The sequence below is a fragment of the Arthrobacter sp. 01N442 genome (assembly GCF_056399345.1).
In genome coordinates this window covers 210,375-229,431 of sequence record NZ_JBFTRD010000004.1, presented here as the reverse complement: position 1 = coordinate 229,431, position 19,057 = coordinate 210,375, and the positions used below count along the sequence as shown (strand labels likewise).

Here is a 19,057-nt window from a genome sequence, read left to right as displayed (position 1 = left end):
TATCAGTTACACCAATAGTGGTATTTCAAAGGAGTATTCGTGGTTGAGCAATTGAACGAGCGGCTCTCGGTGGCAGATCCCGAGGTCCAGCAGGCCATTGCCCGCGAGTTGGACCGCCAGCAGTCGACGCTTGAAATGATCGCGTCGGAGAATTTCGCCCCCTCCGCCGTGATGGAGGCACAGGGCTCGGTGCTGACCAATAAGTACGCCGAGGGCTACCCGGGCAAGCGCTACTACGGCGGCTGCGAGCATGTGGACGTGGTGGAGCAGCTGGCCATCGACCGCATCAAGGATCTTTTCGGCGCAGAGTTCGCCAATGTCCAGCCCCATTCCGGCGCGCAGGCCAATGCCGCGGCCATGTTCGCCCTGCTGAACCCGGGCGACACCATCATGGGACTGGACCTGGCCCACGGCGGCCACCTGACCCACGGCATGCGTATCAACTTCTCCGGCAAGCTCTACAACGTGGTCCCGTACCACGTGCGTGAATCCGACCTGCGGATCGATATGGCAGAGGTCGAGGCTTTGGCCTTGGAACACCGGCCCAGACTGATAGTCGCCGGCTGGTCCGCCTACTCCCGGCAGCTGGACTTCGCCGAGTTCCGCCGCATCGCCGACCTCGTGGGCGCCTACCTGATGGTGGATATGGCCCACTTCGCCGGCCTGGTGGCCGCCGGGCTGCACCCGAACCCGGTGCCGTACGCCGACGTCGTCACCACCACCACGCACAAGACGCTGGGCGGCCCGCGCGGCGGTGTGATCCTGGCCAAGGAGGAGTACGCCCGCAAGATCAACTCCGCTGTCTTCCCCGGCCAGCAGGGCGGGCCGCTGGAGCACGTGATCGCCGCCAAGGCCGTGGCGTTCAAGCTCGCCTCCGGGGACCAGTTCAAAGACCGCCAGCAGCGCACCTTGGACGGGGCCAAGATCCTAGCCGAGCGCCTGCTCGCGGCCGACGTGGCCCAATACGGGATCTCCGTGGTGGGCGGCGGCACCGACGTGCACCTGGTCCTGGTGGACCTGCGCAACTCCGAACTGGACGGCCAGCAGGGCGAGGACCGGTTGCACCGGATCGGTATCACGGTAAACCGCAACGCCGTCCCCTTCGACCCCCGGCCGCCGATGGTCTCCTCCGGCCTGCGCATCGGTACCCCGGCGCTGGCCACCCGTGGCTTCGGCAACGCCGAGTTCACCGAGGTTGCCGACATCATCGCCGAGGCCCTCAAGGGCGAACTCACCGAGGAAACCGCGGTACTGCTGCGCGACCGGGTCACCGTCCTGGCCGAGAAATTCCCCCTCTACCCCCACCTCTCCGGCCATTCCGGAACCTCTACGAACGGAGTCGCACAGTGAGCACCCCCCACCTTCCGGAGCACCCGGACTTCCTCTGGCGCAACCCGGACCCTAAGAAAAGCTACGACGCCGTGATCGTCGGCGGCGGCGGCCACGGCCTCGCCACCGCCTACTTCCTGGCCAAGAACCACGGGATGACCAACATCGCGGTCTTGGAAAAGGGCTGGCTGGCCGGCGGCAACATGGCCCGGAACACCACCATCATCCGCTCCAACTACCTCTGGGACGAGAGCGCCGCGATCTACGAGCACGCCCTGAAGCTGTGGGAAATCCTGCCGGAGGAACTGGAGTACGACTTCCTCTTCAGCCAGCGCGGCGTGATGAACCTCGCCCACACCCTGGGCGACGTCCGCGAGAGCATGCGCCGCGTGGGCGCCAACAAGCTCAACGGTGTCGACGCCGAATGGCTGGATCCGCAGCAGGTCAAGGAACTCTGCCCCATCCTGAATATCAGCGACAACATCCGCTACCCGGTCATGGGCGCCACGTACCAGCCCCGCGCCGGCATCGCCAAGCACGACCACGTCGCCTGGGCTTTCGCCCGCAAGTGCGACGAACTGGGCGTTGACATCATCCAGAACTGCGAGGTCACCGGCTTCGTCAAGGACGGCAACCGGGTGACCGGCGTCAAGACCAACCGCGGCACCATCAACACCGAAAAGGTCGGCCTGGCGGCTGCCGGGCACAGCTCGGTGCTGGCGGAGATGGCCGGCTTCCGGCTCCCCATCCAGTCCCACCCCCTCCAGGCCCTGGTGTCCGAACTGCACGAGCCGGTCCACCCCACCGTCGTCATGTCCAACCACGTCCACGTCTACGTCTCCCAGGCGCACAAAGGCGAATTGGTCATGGGAGCCGGCGTCGACTCCTACAACGGCTACGGCCAGCGCGGCTCCTTCCACGTGATCGAGCACCAGATGGCTGCCGCCGTCGAACTCTTCCCGATCTTCGCCCGGGCCCACGTGCTCCGGACCTGGGGCGGGATCGTGGACACCACCCTCGACGCCTCCCCGATCGTCGGCACCACCCCGGTGGAGAACATGTTCGTCAACTGCGGCTGGGGAACCGGCGGCTTCAAAGCCACCCCGGCCGCCGGCCTGACCTTCGCCCACACCATCGCTACCGGCACCCCGCACCAGCTGAACAAGCCGTTCGCACTGGAGCGCTTCGAAACCGGAGCCCTGATCGACGAACACGGCGCCGCCGCCGTGGCCCACTAGCCGCCCACCAGAAAGTAGAAGACGCACATGCTGCTCATTTCCTGCCCCAACTGCGGCTCGCGCGACGAGACCGAGTTCCACTACGGCGGCCAGGCCCACGTGCCCTACCCCGAAAACCCCAATGAACTGACCGACCGTGAATGGGCCGAATTCCTGTTCTACCGGGACAACACCAAGGGCGCCTTCGCCGAGCGCTGGCTGCACAGCACCGGCTGCCGCCAGTGGTTCAACATGCTCCGGGACACCGTCACGTACGAGATCCAGGCCGTCTACCCGATGGGCGCACCCCGCCCGGACGCCGCCCCGCAGGCCGCCACCACCGAGTCCGGTACTGCCAGCACCGCCGCTGACAGCACCACCACGGGCAACGCCGCCCCGGACATCGCCGGCACCAGCACGACCACCAGCACCACTGCCCCGGAAGGAGCAACAAAGTGACTTCCCAGAAACCAGGGACTTCCCAGAACGCCCGTCTCGCCGCCGGCGGCCGCATCGACCGCACCATCTCCTGGCGTTTCACCGTGGACGGCGAGGAGTTCACCGGCCACCCCGGCGACACGCTGGCCTCGGCCCTGCTCGCCAACGGCCGGATCGCCGCCGGCAATTCGCTCTACGAGGACCGTCCCCGCGGCATCCTGGCCGCCGGAGTGGAGGAACCGAACGCCCTGGTCCGGGTGGAGCCGCGCTTCCCCGGCCACGTGGCCGAATCCATGCTCCCGGCCACCACCGTCACGCTGGTGGACGGTCTCAAGGCCGAATGGCTGAGCGGCCTGGGCCGCCTGGACCCCGCCGATGACCAGGCAGAGTACGACAAGAAGTACGTCCACACCGATGTCCTGGTGGTCGGCGGCGGGCCCGCCGGCCTGGCGGCCGCCCGCGAGGCAGCCCGCACCGGCGCCCGGGTGATCCTGATGGACGACCAGCCCGAACTCGGCGGCGCGCTGCTGTCCGGATCGACTTCGCCCGAGCTGGCCGAGAGCATCGAAGGCAAGCCTGCGCTGGAATGGGTCGCGGACGTCGAAGCCGAGCTCGTCTCCGGCGCCGAAACCACTGTCCTGAACCGCACCACTGCCTTCGGCGCCTACGACGCCAACTACGTCATCGCCGTCCAGAACCGCACCGACCACCTCTCCAGCCCGGCCGCGTCCGGGGTGTCCCGGCAGCGGATCTGGCACGTCCGTGCCAAGCAGGTGGTCCTCGCCCCCGGGGCCCACGAACGTCCGCTGGTTTTCGAGGACAACGACCGGCCCGGCATCATGCTCGCCTCGGCCGTCCGCAGCTACCTCAACCGCTACGCGGTGGCGGCGGGCAAGCGCGTCGTCATCGGCACCACCAATGACAGCGCCTACGCCCTCGCCGCGGACCTGCGCGCCGCCGGCGTCAAGGTTGCCGCCGTCGTCGACGCCCGCGCCAGGCTCAGCGACGTTGCAGCGGCGGCCGCCGAATCCGGCACCCGGGTGCTGATCGGCAGCGCCGTCGCAGCCACCGGGGCGGACGCCGACGGCCGGCTGGACACCGTTACCATCCGCAGCATCAACGACGACGGCGAGCTCACCTCCGGCATCGAGGAGATCGCCTGCGACCTGCTGGCCGTCTCCGGCGGCTGGAGCCCGCTGGTCCACCTCCACTCCCAGCGCCAGGGCAAGCTGCGCTGGGACGAGGACCTGGCGGCCTTCGTGCCGAGCACGGTCGTTCCCAACCAGCAGACCATCGGCTCCGGACGCGGCAGCTTCGACCTCGGGGATTGCCTCGCCGAGGGCATCTCCGCCGGCGCCGCCGCGGCCATCGCCGCCGGCTTCGCCCCCGAAAATCCGACCGCAGTCACCGTTCCGCTGGTCCTCCCCGAGCCGAAGGCGTCCGCCCCCACGCGGCAGCTCTGGCTGGTTCCCGGCCAGGAGGGCACCGCCGACGACTGGCACCAGCACTTCGTCGACTTCCAGCGGGACCAGAGCGTGGCCGACGTGCTGCGCTCCACCGGGGCCGGGCTGCGTTCGGTCGAACACATCAAGCGCTACACCTCGATCAGCACCGCGAACGACCAGGGCAAGACCTCCGGCGTCAACGCGATCGGCGTCATCGCGGCGGCCCTCCGGCAGGCCGGCGAGGCATCCCGGGGCATCGGCGACATCGGCACCACCACCTACCGGGCACCCTTCACCCCGGTGGCTTTCGCGGCACTCGCGGGACGCCAGCGCGGCGAGCTGTTCGACCCCGCACGGGTCACCTCGATCCACCCCTGGCACGTCGCCCAGGGTGCGCTGTTCGAGGACGTCGGGCAGTGGAAGCGCCCCTGGTACTTCCCACAGGAGGGCGAGGACATGGACGCCGCGGTGCTCCGCGAATGCGCCGCCGTCCGGGAGTCCGTGGGTTTCATGGACGCCACCACGCTCGGCAAGATCGAGATCCGGGGCAAGGACGCCGGTGAGTTCCTCAACCGGATCTACACCAACGCGTTCAAGAAGCTCGCCCCGGGTTCGGCCCGCTACGGCGTCATGTGCATGGCCGACGGCATGATTTTCGACGACGGCGTGACCCTCCGCCTCGACGAGGACCGCTACTTCATGACCACCACCACCGGGGGCGCCGCGAAGGTGCTGGACTGGCTGGAGGAATGGTTGCAGACGGAATGGCCGGAGCTGGACGTGCACTGCACCTCGGTGACCGAGCAGTGGACCACGATCGCCGTCGTCGGGCCCAAATCCCGGGCGGTGCTCGCGAAGGTGGCACCCGAACTCGCCGCCGGCGGCGGACTCGACGCAGAGGCCTTCCCGTTCATGACGTTCCGCGAGACCACGCTGGCCTCCGGCGTGCAGGCCAGGATCTGCCGGATCTCGTTCTCCGGCGAACTCGCCTACGAAATCAACGTGCCTGCCTGGTACGGGCTGAACACCTGGGAGGCCGTTGCCGCGGCCGGTGCAGCGTTCAACATCACCCCGTACGGCACCGAAACCATGCACGTGCTCCGGGCCGAGAAGGGCTACCCGATCGTCGGCCAGGACACCGATGGCACCGTCACCCCGCAGGATGCCGGGATGGACTGGGTGGTCTCCAAGGCCAAGGAATTCATCGGCAAGCGCTCCTACGCCAGGGCCGACGCCGGGCGCGAGGACCGCAAGCACCTGGTCAGCGTCCTGCCCGTGGACACGAGCCTGCGTCTCCCCGAGGGCACCCAGCTCGTGGAACAAGGGATCACCACGAACCCCGCTTTCGGGGCCGTCCCGATGCAGGGCTTCGTGACCTCGAGCTACCACAGCGCCGCGTTGGGCAGGTCGTTTGCCCTGGCGCTGATCAAAAACGGACGCAACCGGATCGGCGAGACCCTCGTGGCCGCCGCCGGCGACCAGCTGGTCGACGTCGTCGTCGCCGAAACCGTACTGTTTGACCCCGAAGGGACCCGCAAAGATGGCTAACACCGCAGCACTCACCGGCATCAATGGACTCCGGGAAATCCGCCGCAGCCCCGCCTCAAGCCTGGCCGGGGCACTGGAAACCGGCTCCATCCCCGGAACGGTGGCCCTGAAGGAAATCCCGTTCCAAACCATGGCCGGGGTCCGCGTCGATCCGCGGTCGGAAGCCGCGGCAAGGATCGCGTCCGTCACCGGCGGCCTGCCCGCCGGCTGCGGCGAGGTGGCCGGCACGGAGCCGGTCAGCGTGCTCTGGCTGGGACCGTCCGAGTTCCTGGTGGTCGCCCCGGAGGACGCCCACGACAGCCTCGGCGGGGAGCTGCTCGGCTCCCTCACCTCCGCCCTGGGTGACGCCCCGGGCCAGGTGGTGGACCTCTCCGCGAACCGCACCACGTTCGAACTCACCGGCCCGCTGGCCCGGGCCGTGTTGGAGAAGGGCTGTGCCCTGGACCTTCACCCGCGCAGCCTCAAGCCCGGGACCGCGCTGGCCACGGAGGTCGGCAACATTCCGGTGGTCCTGCTCAAGAGCGGGGAGGAGAGCTTCCGGTTGTTCCCCCGGGCGTCTTTCGCGGACTTCCTGGGCCGTTGGCTCCTGGATGCGATGAGGGAGTTCGCCTCCCCCGAGGTTCCCTGATGGCCCTCAGCGTCCTGGACCTGTTTTCCGTTGGCATCGGGCCGTCGTCCTCGCACACGGTCGGCCCGATGCGGGCGGCGAAGCTCTTCGCCGACGGCCTGAAAGCCGACGGCCAGCTCAGCGCCACGGTCCGCGTCCAGTCCGAGCTGTTCGGCTCGCTCGGCGCGACCGGCCGCGGCCATGGCTCGGACAAGGCGGTGGTGCTGGGCCTGCAGGGCCTGGACCCGGAAACCGTGGACACCGCCACCGCCGACGACCAGGTGGCCGCGGCCGCCCTGGATGCCGAACTGCGGATCGGCGGGGACCATCGGGTGGACTTCAACTGGGACGAGGACGTGGTCCTGCACCGGCGCAAGTCCCTGCCCGCCCACCCGAACGGCATGACCTTCCGCGCCCTGGACCACACCGGGGCCGTGCTCAGCGAACGGAGTTTCTACTCGGTCGGGGGCGGCTTCGTGGTGGATGGCGACGCCGACGCCGGCGACCAGGTGGTGGCAGATGACACCGTGCTGCCGTACCCGTTCACGACCGCGGACGAGCTCCTGGCCGTCTGCCGGCGGGAGGGCATGTCCATCTCCGAGGTGATGCTGGCCAACGAGCTCGTCTGGCACAGCGAAGCCGAGCTCCGGAAGAAGCTGCTGGCGCTCTGGGCCGTGATGCGCGAGTGCGTGGACAACGGCTGCGCCGCGGAAGGAATCCTTCCCGGCGGGCTGAACGTCCCGCGCCGGGCTCCGTCGCTCTTCCAGACCCTGTCCGCGGACACCGGGACCACCGATCCGCTGCGGGCCATGGAATGGGTGAACCTCTTCGCCCTCGCGGTCAACGAGGAGAACGCCGCCGGCGGCCGGATCGTCACCGCGCCGACCAACGGCGCGGCCGGCATCGTGCCCGCGGTGCTGCACTACTACGCCAAGTTCGTCCCAGGCGCCGACGACGACGGCGTCGTCCGTTTCCTGCTGGCGGCGGCCGCCGTCGGGATCCTGTTCAAGATCAACGCCTCCATCTCCGGCGCGGAAGTGGGCTGCCAGGGCGAGGTGGGTTCGGCCTGCTCGATGGCCGCCGCCGGACTCTGCGAGGTGCTGGGCGGCAGCCCCGAACAGGTGGAGAACGCCGCCGAAGTCGGGATCGAACACAACCTCGGCCTGACCTGCGACCCCGTGGGCGGCCTGGTGCAGATTCCCTGCATCGAACGGAACGCGATCGCCAGCGTCAAGGCCATCAACGCCGCCCGGCTGGCGCTGCACGGCGACGGCAGCCACAAGGTGTCGCTGGATAAGGCCATCAAAACCATGCGTGAGACAGGAGCGGACATGAAAACCAAGTACAAGGAGACCTCCCGCGGGGGCCTCGCCGTCAACGTGATCGAGTGCTGAGCCATGACTGCGATCCAGACTGAAATTTCCCGCCCGCTGCCGGTCACCACGGTGGAGCATGTCCTGACGCTCGACTGCCCGGAGACGCCAGGGATTGTCCACGCCGTCTCCGGCTTCCTGCTGGAGCAGGGCGCCGACATCATCGACAACAAGCAGTTCGGCGAACGTTCCGAGGGGCACTTCTTCATGCGCGTGCACTTCGCTTCCGTCGGCGATGCGTCCACCGCGGACACCCTGCGGACCGCGTTCGCCCCGGTGGCCGAGCGCTTCGGGATGAGCTGGCGGCTGGAACCCCACGGTTCCAAGCGCCGCGTGCTGATCATGGTGTCCAAGTTCGGGCACTGCCTGAACGACCTGCTGTTCCGGGCGCGGATCGGCGAGCTCCCCGTCGATGTGGTGGCCGTGGTCTCCAACCACACGGACCACCAGGCGCTGGTGGAATGGCACGGCATCCCGTTCTTCCATGTGCCCGTCACGGCCGCCACCAAGCCCGAGGCGGAGGGACGGCTGCTGGAGCTCATCGATGAGTTCGACGTCGAACTCGTGGTCTTGGCCCGCTACATGCAGGTCCTCAGCGATGGCCTCACGCGGAAGCTGGATGGCCGCGCCATCAATATCCACCACTCGTTCCTGCCCAGTTTCAAGGGCGCCAAGCCGTACCACCAGGCCTATGCCCGCGGCGTGAAGACCGTGGGCGCCACCGCCCACTACGTCAACGGCGAATTGGACGAGGGCCCGATCATTTCCCAGCAGGTGGTGGAGGTGGACCACACCTACGGCCCGGACGAGCTCGTGGCCGCGGGGCGTGATTCCGAGTGCAAGGCCCTGTCCAACGCCGTGCGCTGGCACTGCGAGGGCCGGGTAGTCCTGCAGGGGAACAGGACGGTGGTGCTGAGGTAGCCGAACCGCGTGCCTGAACCTAGTCCGGCGAGCGGTGGAGGACGAAGATTCCGCCGTACGCCGGCTGGTCCAGCCGCCGCCGGTCACTGTCGGTGTAGTCGTTCAGCACGGCCTGAATGCGCTGAATGAGGTCGTCGGCGTCGGCGTCGGAGAGGTGCAGGACGAAGCGTGAGAGGCTGGCGAGGGCGTCCGGTCCGGCCTCCGCCAGCTCTTCACGGAACGCCTCGACCGGTGCCAGCGGGCCGTCCGGACCGGCATCGCTAAGTGCGGTATCGAGGTTCCACGACCGACCCGTGGAACGGTACGGCTTCTCCAGGGCGCCGCTCTCGCCGGCGCGGACCGTGGCGGCTTCAAGGAATCCGGCGGCCAGCAACTGCCGTACGTGGTACAGCGTGGTCCCCGGATCCTGGCCCAGCCGGTCGGCGAGTTGCTTGTTGGTCAGTTCGTGAAGCCCGCACAGGCGCAGGATCCGCAGGCGCAGCGGGTGGGCCAGCGCCTTCACCTCACGGGCGCTGGCGGCAGGTCTCTCCACGTTCGTGCCTGTCGGCGCTGCGTCCGTCATGTCCCCATCCTATGATCGATGCACTTAATTCAACCACCTTGAATTTTCTCAATCGATGCGGCAGGGTTCAGCTATGACCAGTCACGCAACGAAGCTTGAGGCTCGGGTCCGCGCGCCGCTGGGGGCGTCCTTTTGGAGGTTGTGGACCGCCTCCGGGCTGTCCAACCTCGCGGACGGCGTCTTCAAGATCGCACTGCCGCTGCTGGCAATCCAGTTCACCCAATCGCCCACCCTGGTCGCCGGGCTGAGCGTCGCCGCAACACTTCCCTGGCTGCTCTTCGCCCTCACCGCCGGGGCGCTGGCCGACCGCCTGGACCGGCGCAAACTGATGCTCTGGGCCAACCTCGGCCGCGGGGTGCTGCCTGCGCTGCTGGTTTTTCTTATCCTGCTGGACCTGGGCTCCATCTGGGCCCTGTACGTTGTCGCGTTGCTGGTGGGGGTGGCTGAAACGCTCTACGACACCTCCGCGCAGTCGATCCTGCCGCAGCTGGTGCACCGGGATCAGCTGTCGCGCGCCAACGGCAGGCTGTACGCCGTCGAGCTCACCGCCAACCAGTTCGTAGGTCCCCCGCTGGGCGGGCTGCTTGTGGCCGCGGGTGTCATCGCGGGCTTCGCCGTGCCGGCGGCACTGTGGCTGGCGGCTGTCGGTGGCCTGCTCCTGGTTCCGGGGGGTTTCCGTGTGGAGCGGGCGCAGAAAACCACGCTGCGGTTCGACGTCGGCGAGGGCCTGCGGTTCCTCTGGAACCAGAAAATCCTTCGCACGCTGGCGGGCATGACCGGGATATTCAACTTTGCATCCAGCGCCGCCTTCGCCGTCCTGGTGTTGTTTGCCGTCGGTCCGACGTCGGCCATGCAGCTTTCCGAGGTGGGATTCGGCCTGCTTCTGACTGCCTCGGCCCTCGGCGCCTTCGTCGGCTCGTTCATTGCCGAGCGGGTCGAGGCCAGGCTGGGCCGGTCAAAGTCCCTGGCCCTAACGATCATGGGCGGTGCGCTCCTTGTTGGTGCGCCCGCCGTGACCAGCAACCCCTACGTCCTCGGGCCAATCCTCTTCGTTGGCGGCATGCTGGTGGTGCTCTGGAACGTCATCACCGTGTCCCTGCGCCAGCGCATCACCCCGGACCGCCTGCTGGGCCGCGTCAACAGCGCTTACCGCCTGCTGGCGTGGGGCACCATGCCCCTGGGCGCAGCGGCGGGCGGCCTTCTGGCGCAATGGCTGGGCCTGCAGGCCATGTTCGGAATCATGGGAGTGCTGACCCTCGCGCTGCTCGGGATGATGCCCATCCTCACGGACAAGGCAATTGCGGCCGCCGAGGACGACTACTAGACCGTGCACTTGGGTGCGGCGACACGCGCCCTGCAAGCCGAGGTGGCCGCACTTTCGTAGACTCTAGGGAGATCCGACATGTCTCCCCCGTGGCGACATGCCCGCCACAGGAAGAGCCATCGATGAAGATTATCGTCCTAGTCAAGGAAGTCCCCGACACCTACGGGGACCGAAAACTGAACCTCGAGACGGGCCTCGCCGACCGGGAAGCCAGCGAGACAGTCATTGACGAAATCGGCGAGCGCGCCCTGGAACTGGCGCTGAGCTACGCCGACGCGAACGAGGGCACCGAGGTCACCGTCCTATCCATGGCTCCCGAGGCGGCGACGGCCACAATCCGCAAGGGGCTGGCAATGGGTGCCGGCAGCGCAGTCCATGTCTGCGACGAGGCGCTCCGGGGCGCCGACCTTGGACTGAGCGCGGAAACCCTCGCGGCAGCGATCCGCCGCGTTGAATTCGACCTGGTCATCACCGGCAACCTCTCTACCGACGGGTCCGGCGGCATGATCCCGGCGATGCTCGCGGAACTGCTCGACGTGCCCCTTGCCACCGGCCTCAGCTCCGTCCAGATCAGCGACAGTACGGTCTCCGGCACCAGGGGCGTCGAAGCCGGCGTGCAGCAGGTCTCCGCGCAACTGCCCGCGGTCATCTCCATTACCGAAGCCCTCCCCGGACCCCGCTTCCCCAACTTCAAAGGCATCATGGCGGCGAAGAAGAAGCCCCTGGAGGTCCTGACGCTCGCTGACCTGGGCGTCGAGGCCGAGGATCCGGACGCAGCCCGCTCCATCATGCTGGCCGTGGCCGAGAAGCCGCCGCGTGAGGCCGGTGTGAAGATCGTCGACGACGGCGACGCCGGCGAAAAGCTCGCCGACTTCCTGATCGAAAACCGACTGGCGTAGGAGCAAGGACATGACTGAATTCCCTCGTGACGCAATCCTCGTCGTCGTCGAAGCCCGGACTTCCGGTGAACTCGAGAAAGCCGCAGCCGGGCTCTTCGGTGCCGCCGCCTCGGTGGGCACCCCGGTTGCCTTGGTACTCGCCGCTCCCGGAACCGGGAGCGGCGCCGCAGCGGAGGCCGCGGAGCTGGGTGCCGCGCAGGTGCTCATCGCAGAGGCCCAGGACCCGTCCGCCCTGGGCGTGCCGGCCGTTGACGCGCTTTCCGCCGCAGCGGAGCAGGTTCAGCCGGACGCGATCCTGATTTCGCATTCCCTGAACGGACGGGATCTGGCCGGCCGCTACGCCGCCCGTTCGCGGGCCGCGGTCTGCGTCGACGCCGTGGGTGTATCGCGCGACGACGAGGGCGTGGTGGCACACCACTCCGTCTACGGCGGCGCCTACAACGTGACCTCCACGGCCACCTTCGGGGCGCCGGTCATCACGGTCCGCCAAGGCTCCATCGAGGCGCGCGCTGCGGCCCGTCCGCCGGCGTCGGAGGCTTTGTCCGTAACGCCCTCCGGGAAGCCGGCCGCCCGGATCGAGTCGTTCGAGGAGGCGGCCGCCGCCACCTCACGGCCGGAGCTGCGAGGCGCCGCCAAGGTCGTCGCGGGCGGCCGCGGCCTTGGCTCCAAGGAACAGTTCGCTCTGGTCGAGCAACTCGCCGACACCCTGGGCGCGGCCATCGGCGCCTCGCGCGCCGCGGTGGACGCCGGCTACATCCCGTCTGCGCACCAGGTGGGCCAGACCGGGGTGTCCGTGTCCTCCCAGCTGTACATCGCACTCGGCATCTCCGGCGCGATCCAGCACCGCGCCGGCATGCAGACCGCCAAGACCATCGTCGCCATCAACAAGGATGCGGACGCGCCGATCTTCGAGATCGCGGACTTTGGCGTGGTGGGCGATGTCTTCAAGGTTGTCCCGCAGCTGATCAGCGCCCTCGAGGCTCGGAAGAACTAGGGATGGCCACTCAGTCCGGGTCCATCCGACGGGGCCTGCCGCGCGTGCCGGGCGGCGAACCCTGGCCCCCTGCCGGCGAAGAACCCGCACGCCTTCTCTCCGCCGCCGCTACTGCCGCCCCCGCGCTGCAGACGTCAGCGGAGACGGCGCCGGAAACCGCGCAGGGCACGACGCCGGCGCCCGCCCCGGTACCTTCCGTTGCGGTACCTGCCGTCGACGCTGCTGCCGCGGAGGTTGCTGAGCCCCGAGTGGACGTTCCTTCGCGAGGCACCGCCGTCCGGCCGATCCGCCGCGGGCTGCCGCGCGTACCGGGCGGCGAACCCTGGCCGCCCGCGGGCGAAGTCTCGGTGTCGGTTCCCGCATCACTCCCGGCTCCGGCCACGGCGCCCACCACGACTGCCGCGCCGGCGGCCGCCGCAGAGCCCGCGTCGGTAGCCGGGCCTGTTCCCGCCGCTGCCGCCGCGGTGACAGAACCCCCGACGTCGTCGCCTGCAGCTGGCCCGGTCGCTGCCTCCGCGCTCCCGACGCCGGGAGGCGTCCCGCTTCGTCGCGGACTCCCCCGCGTCCCCGGTGGCGAGCCGTGGCCCCCGGCCGGGCTCGCTCCGGCGCGCACTGCCACCACCCCCGCGGCACAGGCGCCTGACACCGCCGCAGCGGAGACCGCCCCGGTTCCGGCGGCACAGACCGCCCCAGACCTCACCGCCGAGCAACCGGCACCTGCAGCCACCATGGCGGAAACGCCCGCCACGCCCGAACCTCAGCTGACCGCGAGCGCCCCCGCCACGCCCGCCGTCCCTGCGTCAGCGACACCCGCCATCGCCGAAAAGCCCGTCGTCCAAAAGCCCGTCCCGAAGCCCACCGTCCAAGGGCCCGCCGCCGAGAAACCCGTCACTGCCAAGCCCGAGAAGCCCGTCGCGCCTAAGGCCGAGCCGAAGCTCTACGGGTCGCGCACCCTGGCCCAGTGGATCAAGCGCGTGGTGCTCCTCGCCGTCGGCGCCATAGTTGCCGCCGGAATCCTGATGCTCGCGGCGCGCGGAGTCACGACGTTGCCGGGCGTGCCGGAGTTCCTCAGGCGGTACCCCGGCGAGTATGCCCTGCCGCAAGGCGCCGAGCCAGGTTTCCCCTGGTGGGCGCAGTGGACCCACTTCCTGAACATCTTCCTGATGGTGCTCATCATCCGCTCCGGCTACCAGGTTCGCACGCAGCAGAAGCCGCCGGCGTTCTGGACGCCGAAGCGCGGCGGCAAGAAGATCAGCATCAACCTGTGGCTGCACCAATCGCTCGACATTTTGTGGCTGGCCAACGGACTCATCTTTGTGGTGCTGCTGTTCGCATCGGGCCGCTGGGTGCGGATCGTGCCTAGCAGTTGGGAGGTCTTCCCGAACGCGGCCTCTGCGCTGCTGCAGTACATGACGCTGGACTGGCCCGTGGAGACCGGCTGGGTGAACTACAACAGCCTGCAGCAGCTCATGTACTTCCTGGTGGTGTTCGTCGCGGCTCCGCTGGCGGCGATCACCGGGGTGCGGATGAGCGAATTCTGGCCGAAGAACGCGAAGTCGCTCAACAAGGCCTACCCGGTGGAGGTTGCGCGCGCGCTGCACTTCCCCACCATGCTGTTCTTCGTGCTGTTCATCCTGGTCCACGTGTTCCTGGTATTCGCCACCGGGGCGCTGCGCAACCTGAACCACATGTTCGGCGGGACGGACGAAGTGAACTGGGCCGGATTCTGGCTCTTCGCGGCCGCAATCGCCCTTACGACGGCGGGCTGGTACGCCGCCCGTCCGCTCGTGCTCGCACCCATCGCGAAGGCGTTCGGGCAGGTGAGCAGCCGCTAGGGACGGCCCACCCAGACGGGTTAATCCATTCGGTATAGTATCCGGGTGGGCTGGCGCGGTCTGCGCTGGTTCCCCTGACTCTCACACCAAGGAGCCTCCGTGGGCCAACAAGCGACGGAAACGACTGTCCCCGATAGCCGCCCTGGCCGGTCTGCCGCCCGGGACGCATTGTGGAGTGTGCTGATCGGCGTCCTCGCCGGGATTCTCGGGCTGGGCCCCTGGTTGGTCACCGGAGCCCAGCTCCCCCTGCAGAACATGTGGGCCTCCGGGACTGCACCGGACCAGATGCCCGTGACCCTGCTGCCGTTGAGCCAGTACGAACTCACCACCATCGTGGCCCTCCTGACCGTGGGCGGCGCGGCAGCAGGGCTGGCGGTGCGGCTCTGGTCCCCCGCCCGACGGCGGTTGGCGGTGTGGTGCGCGGCGGCCGGCGTCCTTGGCGTCCAGTTCACGGCGACGGTGCAGTCCTTCACAGTGCTCGACGGCGGGCTGGCCGACGGAACGATGGCCCGCCTCTACTTCGCCGGGTTGCTTGCGGGCACGGTCTCATCCCTTGCCGCGGCCCTCGTCGCGCTCCTGCTGCTCTCCGCGAAGTCGCGGGCCCTGGTGGCCTTGGGCGTCGGACTGATGGCCGTACCGTTTGGATCGTGGCTGATGGAGTGGGTAGTCGGCTTCGTGGGGCCATTCAACATCCCGGCCGTAGTACCGTTACTTGCCCGCTGGGTCCCCGCCGTCCTGGTCGGCTGCGCCTTGGCCTGGTGCGGCGTTCGTCCTTGGCCGCGCGCGGTGGTGTGGCTTGCGGACCTGGCCCTGTTGTGGGTGGTTCCCGCCCTGTTCATCTCCGTCAATTACGTCCTGGGAACGCGGGTGGCGGCCGGCGACCTGCAGGAGATGCTGTTGATGAGCAGGCAGATCCTCGCGGCCACCCTCGGACCCGCCGGCGGAGCACTGCCCACTGTCCTGCTGGCCCTGGCCATCGCCCTGGCGGGCCTGGGAGCCCGATCTGTCCTGGCCCGCCGTCGTCCGGCCGTGCCCACGGAGTGATCCTGCCGTAGCAGCGCGTCCTTTTCCGTCGGACGGGGCGATGTCCCTCCCGGTTGGCCGTTAGTAGACTGGGACCCATGACCGAGCAGGAACCGGTCCGCCAGACGGCCGCTGTGGCTGCCGACGCCGTCGACGTGCCCTCGCGGAGCCCGGAGCAACGCCACCGCACCTTTCTCGGGATCCTGGCGAACACCGGCCTCGCCAACATCACCACCAGCTACCTGTGGTTTGCGCTGACGTTCTGGGTGTACCTGGGGACGCGCAACGTGATCGCCACCGGCGTCGTCGGCGGCTCTTACATGCTGCTGATCGCCCTTTCCAGCATCAGCTTCGGCACCTACGTCGACCGCTTCCGCAAGCTGGCCGTCATGCGTTTTGCGGCCGCCTTTACCCTGGCAATGTTCCTGCTCGCCGGGGCCATGTTCCTGCTGACGCCCGGCGACTCGCTGCTGGATCTGGCGCAGCCGTGGTTCTGGGCGTTCATGCTGGTTGTCCTGCTCGGCGCCGTCGTGGAAAACATGCGCAACATCGCCCTCGCGGCGACCGTCACTATCCTCATCGAGCCGGACCGGCGGGCGAACGCCAACGGGCTGGTGGGCATGGTGCAGGGCCTGATGTTCATCGTCACGTCGGTGTTTTCCGGAGTGTCGGTCGGGCTGCTGGGCATGGGCTGGACAATCGTCGTCGCCCTCGCACTGACGGCGCTGGCCTTCCTGCACGTGCTCACCCTGCGCATGCCCGAGGAGGTCCGCGCTGCCGCCACGGATGCGAAAGGCGGATTTGACCTGCGGGGATCCCTGGCCGCCGTATGGGCCGTTTCCGGACTGTTCGCGCTGATCCTGTTCTCCACTTTCAACAACTTCATCGGTGGCGTCTATATGGCGTTGATGGATCCCTACGGCCTGGAAATGTTCTCCGTGGAGCTGTGGGGCACCTTCCTGGCGCTTGGTGCCACCGGCTTCATCGTGGGCGGGGCGCTGGTCAATAAGTTCGGACTTGGGTCCAACCCCTTGCGCACTCTCCTTGTCGCCGTCGTCCTCATGGGGGTTCTGGGCGCGGTGTTCACCCTGCGGGAGTGGCCGTGGCTGTACGTCGCCGGGATCTGGCTGTATCTCGTCCTGGTGCCTGTGGCTGAGGCGGCCGAACAGACCGTCATCCAGAGGGTGGTGCCCCTTCACCGGCAGGGGCGGGTCTTCGGATTCGCCATGGCGTTCGAGTCCGCGGCAGCGCCGATCACCGCCTTCGTCATCGCACCGATCGCCCAGGTGTGGATCATCCCGTACGCGCGCTCCGCTGAAGGTGCAGCCCAGCTGGCCCCGCTGCTGGGCGAGGGTACGTCCCGCGGCATCGCCTTGGTGTTCCTGATATCAGGGATCATCCTGATCGCGGCTGCGCTGCTCGCCTTCCTGACCCCGGTCTACCGACGGGTCTCGGCGTCGTATGCGAAGACGGACGCCGGAACCTAGCTGGCGGGGTCGTACCCGAAGGCGCGCACCTCCTGCGCGCAACGGCAGGACGTCGCGAACTTCGCGGCCCACTCCAGGGCCGCCTCATACGAGGGCAGTTCCAGCACCGAGTAGCCGCCTTGAAGCTGCGCCGTCTGCGGGTAGGTGCCCTCGCGCACCGATCCGTCGGCGTCCACCATCACCGGAGGGATGCTCTCGTCGATGCCGCCGCCGAACACCCAGACGCCCGCGTCCTTGGCCTCCTGGACCACGGCGTGCGACGCATCCGAAACGGCCTGCATCTCCTCCTCCGGGACGTCCATGGCGGCACTTGGAAATGAGATCAGGTACTTGGTCATGGCGTCGACTCCTTTGTCGCGGCTCGGGGGATGGCGTACATCCTTGCCGATGCCGCCGCGCCGCGCAAGAGCCCTTTTAGCCGTTGGCTCACGAGGCCAACTGGTCGCGGCGGCGCTTCAGGGTGGCTGCCTCGGCGGAATTGCCCGCCAGCTCGATCGCCTTGTCGTACGCGAGTCGTGCCTCGGCGCCGCGTCCCAGCCTCCGCAGCAACTCGGCCCGGGTGGCGTAGTAGGCGTGGTAGCCGACCAGCTCGTTTGCCAGCCGGTCGACGGCGGCCAGCGCCACCCCGGGCCCGTCCATCTCCGCCACCGCCACGGCCCGGTTGAGCGCGATCACCGGCGACGGGTCCAGCCCTGCCAGCCTGTCGTAGAGCGCGACAATCTGCGACCAGTCAGTGTCCCGGACGTCGCGCGCAGAGGTATGCACGGCATTGATGGCGGCCAGGAGCTGGTACGGACCGGGCTGCTGCCCGGAGGTCAGGCGCTCCCGCACCATGGCGTGGCCTTCGGCGATCAGAGCCGCATCCCAGCCGCCCCGGTCCTGCTCATCGAGGGTGACGAGCTCACCGGTGGCCGAAATCCGGGCGGCCCGGCGGGCCTCGGTGAGGAGCATCAGGGCCAGCAGCCCGGCCGCCTCGCCGTCGTCGGGCAGGAGGTCGCGGACCAGGCGGGTGAGCCGGATCGCCTCGGCGGTCAGCTCGGCGCGGACGGGGTCGGATTCCGGTCCGGTGGCCAGGTAGCCCTCGTTGAAGATCAGGTAGAGCACGGCGAGCACGCCGGATACGCGCCCCCGGAGGTCCTCCACGGAAGGCACCCGGTACGGGATCCGGGCGGCCTTGATCTTGGCCTTCGCCCGGGTGATCCGCTGCGCCATGGTGCTCTCCTGCACCAGGAAGGCCCGCGCGATCTCCGGCACGGTCAGCCCGCCCAGCATCCGCAGGGTCAGCGCCACCCGGGCGGGCATGGCCAGCGCCGGATGGCAGCAGGTGAAGATCAGGCGGAGCCGGTCGTCGTCGACGGCGCCGAGCGGCTCCGGCGGTTGGTCTTCAAACAGCACCTGGGCCTCCTGGTGCTTGCCGTCGCGCTTGCTCTCGCGCCGGATGCGGTCAATGGCCTTGCGCTTTGCGGTGGTGGTCAGCCAAGCGCCGGGATTCGCGGGGACGCCGTCGGAGGGCCACCGTTCGACGGCGGCGGCAAACGCCTCGGCCGCCGCCTCCTCGGCGAGGTCGAGGTCCCCGAACCGTCGGGTCAGGGCGGCCACTAGCCGGCCCCACTCCGCGCGGTAGGCCTCGTTGACCGCATCCTCGACGTCGATCCCGCTCACAGGAACGCGCGCACCTCGACCTTGCGGTTGCAGGCTTTGGATCCGTCGGCGGCGAGCTTGAGCGCAGTATCGAGGTCGGGCGCCTCGATGATCCAGAAGCCCGCGAGGAACTCCTTCGTCTCCACGAACGGGCCGTCGGTCACCACCGGCGTGGCGCCCCGGTTGTCGATCACGGTGGCCGTGTTGGGGAAGCCAAGGCCGCCGGCGAAGACCCAGTGGCCGTCGGCCTGGAGGCGGTCGTTGAATTCGTCGATGGCCGCCATCTCGTCCGACGGCGCGAGCTCAAGCTGGTCGTGGATCACGGAAAGCAAATACTGCATCTCGCCTCATCTCCTGTGGTTGGGGCACCCCTCTTGGGCGGCCGCTCACCATTACTACGAACTACTCTGCCCC

General features: G+C 68.6%; 17 protein-coding genes. 13 read left to right on the top strand and 4 right to left on the bottom strand.

Annotated features, from left to right (window positions below; translation table 11 throughout):
* Window positions 1-39 precede the first annotated feature (39 nt).
* The 7 genes from glyA to purU are packed head-to-tail and all read left to right on the top strand — an operon-like array spanning window position 40 to window position 8,878.
* Complete coding sequence (glyA, locus tag AC1DNC_RS08400; protein WP_476862110.1) at window positions 40-1,350, top strand: serine hydroxymethyltransferase; 1,311 nt, start codon at window positions 40-42, stop codon at window positions 1,348-1,350.
* Window positions 1,347-2,567 carry a sarcosine oxidase subunit beta family protein gene (locus AC1DNC_RS08395; RefSeq protein WP_476862109.1) on the top strand — a complete coding sequence of 407 codons (1,221 nt, stop codon included), beginning with the start codon at window positions 1,347-1,349 and terminating at the stop codon, window positions 2,565-2,567. The genes glyA and AC1DNC_RS08395 overlap by 4 nt, the downstream gene beginning before the upstream one ends.
* 27 nt (window positions 2,568-2,594) lie before the next feature.
* A complete protein-coding gene (locus AC1DNC_RS08390) occupies window positions 2,595-3,005 on the top strand; it encodes a sarcosine oxidase subunit delta (RefSeq protein ID WP_476862108.1) in 411 nt (136 codons plus the stop codon).
* Entirely contained in the window at window positions 3,002-5,977 is a 2,976-nt protein-coding gene (locus tag AC1DNC_RS08385; protein WP_476862107.1) for a sarcosine oxidase subunit alpha family protein, read from the top strand. The genes AC1DNC_RS08390 and AC1DNC_RS08385 overlap by 4 nt, the downstream gene beginning before the upstream one ends.
* Entirely contained in the window at window positions 5,970-6,605 is a 636-nt protein-coding gene (locus AC1DNC_RS08380; RefSeq protein ID WP_476862106.1) for a sarcosine oxidase subunit gamma, read from the top strand. Before AC1DNC_RS08385 ends, AC1DNC_RS08380 begins: the two co-directional genes overlap by 8 nt.
* Window positions 6,605-7,978, top strand: coding sequence for an L-serine ammonia-lyase (locus AC1DNC_RS08375; RefSeq protein WP_476862105.1), 1,374 nt, complete (start codon window positions 6,605-6,607; stop codon window positions 7,976-7,978). The genes AC1DNC_RS08380 and AC1DNC_RS08375 overlap by 1 nt, the downstream gene beginning before the upstream one ends.
* Before the next feature lie 3 nt (window positions 7,979-7,981).
* Window positions 7,982-8,878 (top strand): formyltetrahydrofolate deformylase, encoded by an 897-nt coding sequence (gene purU / locus AC1DNC_RS08370; protein WP_476862104.1) that lies wholly within the window; start codon window positions 7,982-7,984, stop codon window positions 8,876-8,878.
* A 19-nt stretch (window positions 8,879-8,897) separates the two neighbouring features.
* On the opposite strand, the gene AC1DNC_RS08365 is transcribed toward purU, so the two are convergent.
* Window positions 8,898-9,440: an ArsR/SmtB family transcription factor gene (locus AC1DNC_RS08365; RefSeq protein WP_476862103.1), complete on the bottom strand. Its 543-nt coding sequence runs from the start codon at window positions 9,438-9,440 to the stop codon at window positions 8,898-8,900.
* A 73-nt stretch (window positions 9,441-9,513) separates the two neighbouring features.
* Between AC1DNC_RS08365 and AC1DNC_RS08360 the strand changes: the two genes are divergently transcribed.
* The 6 genes from AC1DNC_RS08360 (at window position 9,514) to AC1DNC_RS08335 (ending at window position 17,002) form a co-directional block, all read left to right on the top strand.
* Window positions 9,514-10,764 (top strand): MFS transporter, encoded by a 1,251-nt coding sequence (locus AC1DNC_RS08360; RefSeq protein ID WP_476862102.1) that lies wholly within the window; start codon window positions 9,514-9,516, stop codon window positions 10,762-10,764.
* A gap of 122 nt (window positions 10,765-10,886) precedes the next feature.
* Entirely contained in the window at window positions 10,887-11,663 is a 777-nt protein-coding gene (locus AC1DNC_RS08355; RefSeq protein WP_476862101.1) for an electron transfer flavoprotein subunit beta/FixA family protein, read from the top strand.
* A 10-nt stretch (window positions 11,664-11,673) separates the two neighbouring features.
* Window positions 11,674-12,657, top strand: coding sequence for an electron transfer flavoprotein subunit alpha/FixB family protein (locus AC1DNC_RS08350; protein WP_476862100.1), 984 nt, complete (start codon window positions 11,674-11,676; stop codon window positions 12,655-12,657).
* A gap of 2 nt (window positions 12,658-12,659) precedes the next feature.
* Window positions 12,660-14,492: a cytochrome b/b6 domain-containing protein gene (locus tag AC1DNC_RS08345; protein ID WP_476862099.1), complete on the top strand. Its 1,833-nt coding sequence runs from the start codon at window positions 12,660-12,662 to the stop codon at window positions 14,490-14,492.
* A 99-nt stretch (window positions 14,493-14,591) separates the two neighbouring features.
* Window positions 14,592-15,536, top strand: a complete 945-nt coding sequence (locus AC1DNC_RS08340; RefSeq protein WP_476862098.1) for a hypothetical protein — start codon at window positions 14,592-14,594, stop codon at window positions 15,534-15,536.
* Window positions 15,537-15,613: 77 nt separating this feature from the next.
* Window positions 15,614-17,002: an MFS transporter gene (locus AC1DNC_RS08335; RefSeq protein ID WP_476862097.1), complete on the top strand. Its 1,389-nt coding sequence runs from the start codon at window positions 15,614-15,616 to the stop codon at window positions 17,000-17,002.
* Here the strand turns inward: AC1DNC_RS08335 and AC1DNC_RS08330 are convergent.
* The 3 genes from AC1DNC_RS08330 to AC1DNC_RS08320 all read right to left on the bottom strand — a co-directional run bounded on the left by AC1DNC_RS08330 (window position 16,999) and on the right by AC1DNC_RS08320 (window position 18,984).
* Window positions 16,999-17,340 carry a YciI family protein gene (locus AC1DNC_RS08330; RefSeq protein ID WP_476862096.1) on the bottom strand — a complete coding sequence of 114 codons (342 nt, stop codon included), beginning with the start codon at window positions 17,338-17,340 and terminating at the stop codon, window positions 16,999-17,001. The two genes, AC1DNC_RS08335 and AC1DNC_RS08330, sit on opposite strands and share 4 nt — an antisense overlap.
* A gap of 88 nt (window positions 17,341-17,428) precedes the next feature.
* On the bottom strand, window positions 17,429-18,664 hold the full coding sequence (locus tag AC1DNC_RS08325; RefSeq protein ID WP_476862095.1) for an RNA polymerase sigma factor: 1,236 nt from the start codon (window positions 18,662-18,664) through the stop codon (window positions 17,429-17,431).
* Entirely contained in the window at window positions 18,661-18,984 is a 324-nt protein-coding gene (locus tag AC1DNC_RS08320; RefSeq protein ID WP_476862094.1) for a YciI family protein, read from the bottom strand. Before AC1DNC_RS08320 ends, AC1DNC_RS08325 begins: the two co-directional genes overlap by 4 nt.
* Window positions 18,985-19,057 lie beyond the last annotated feature (73 nt).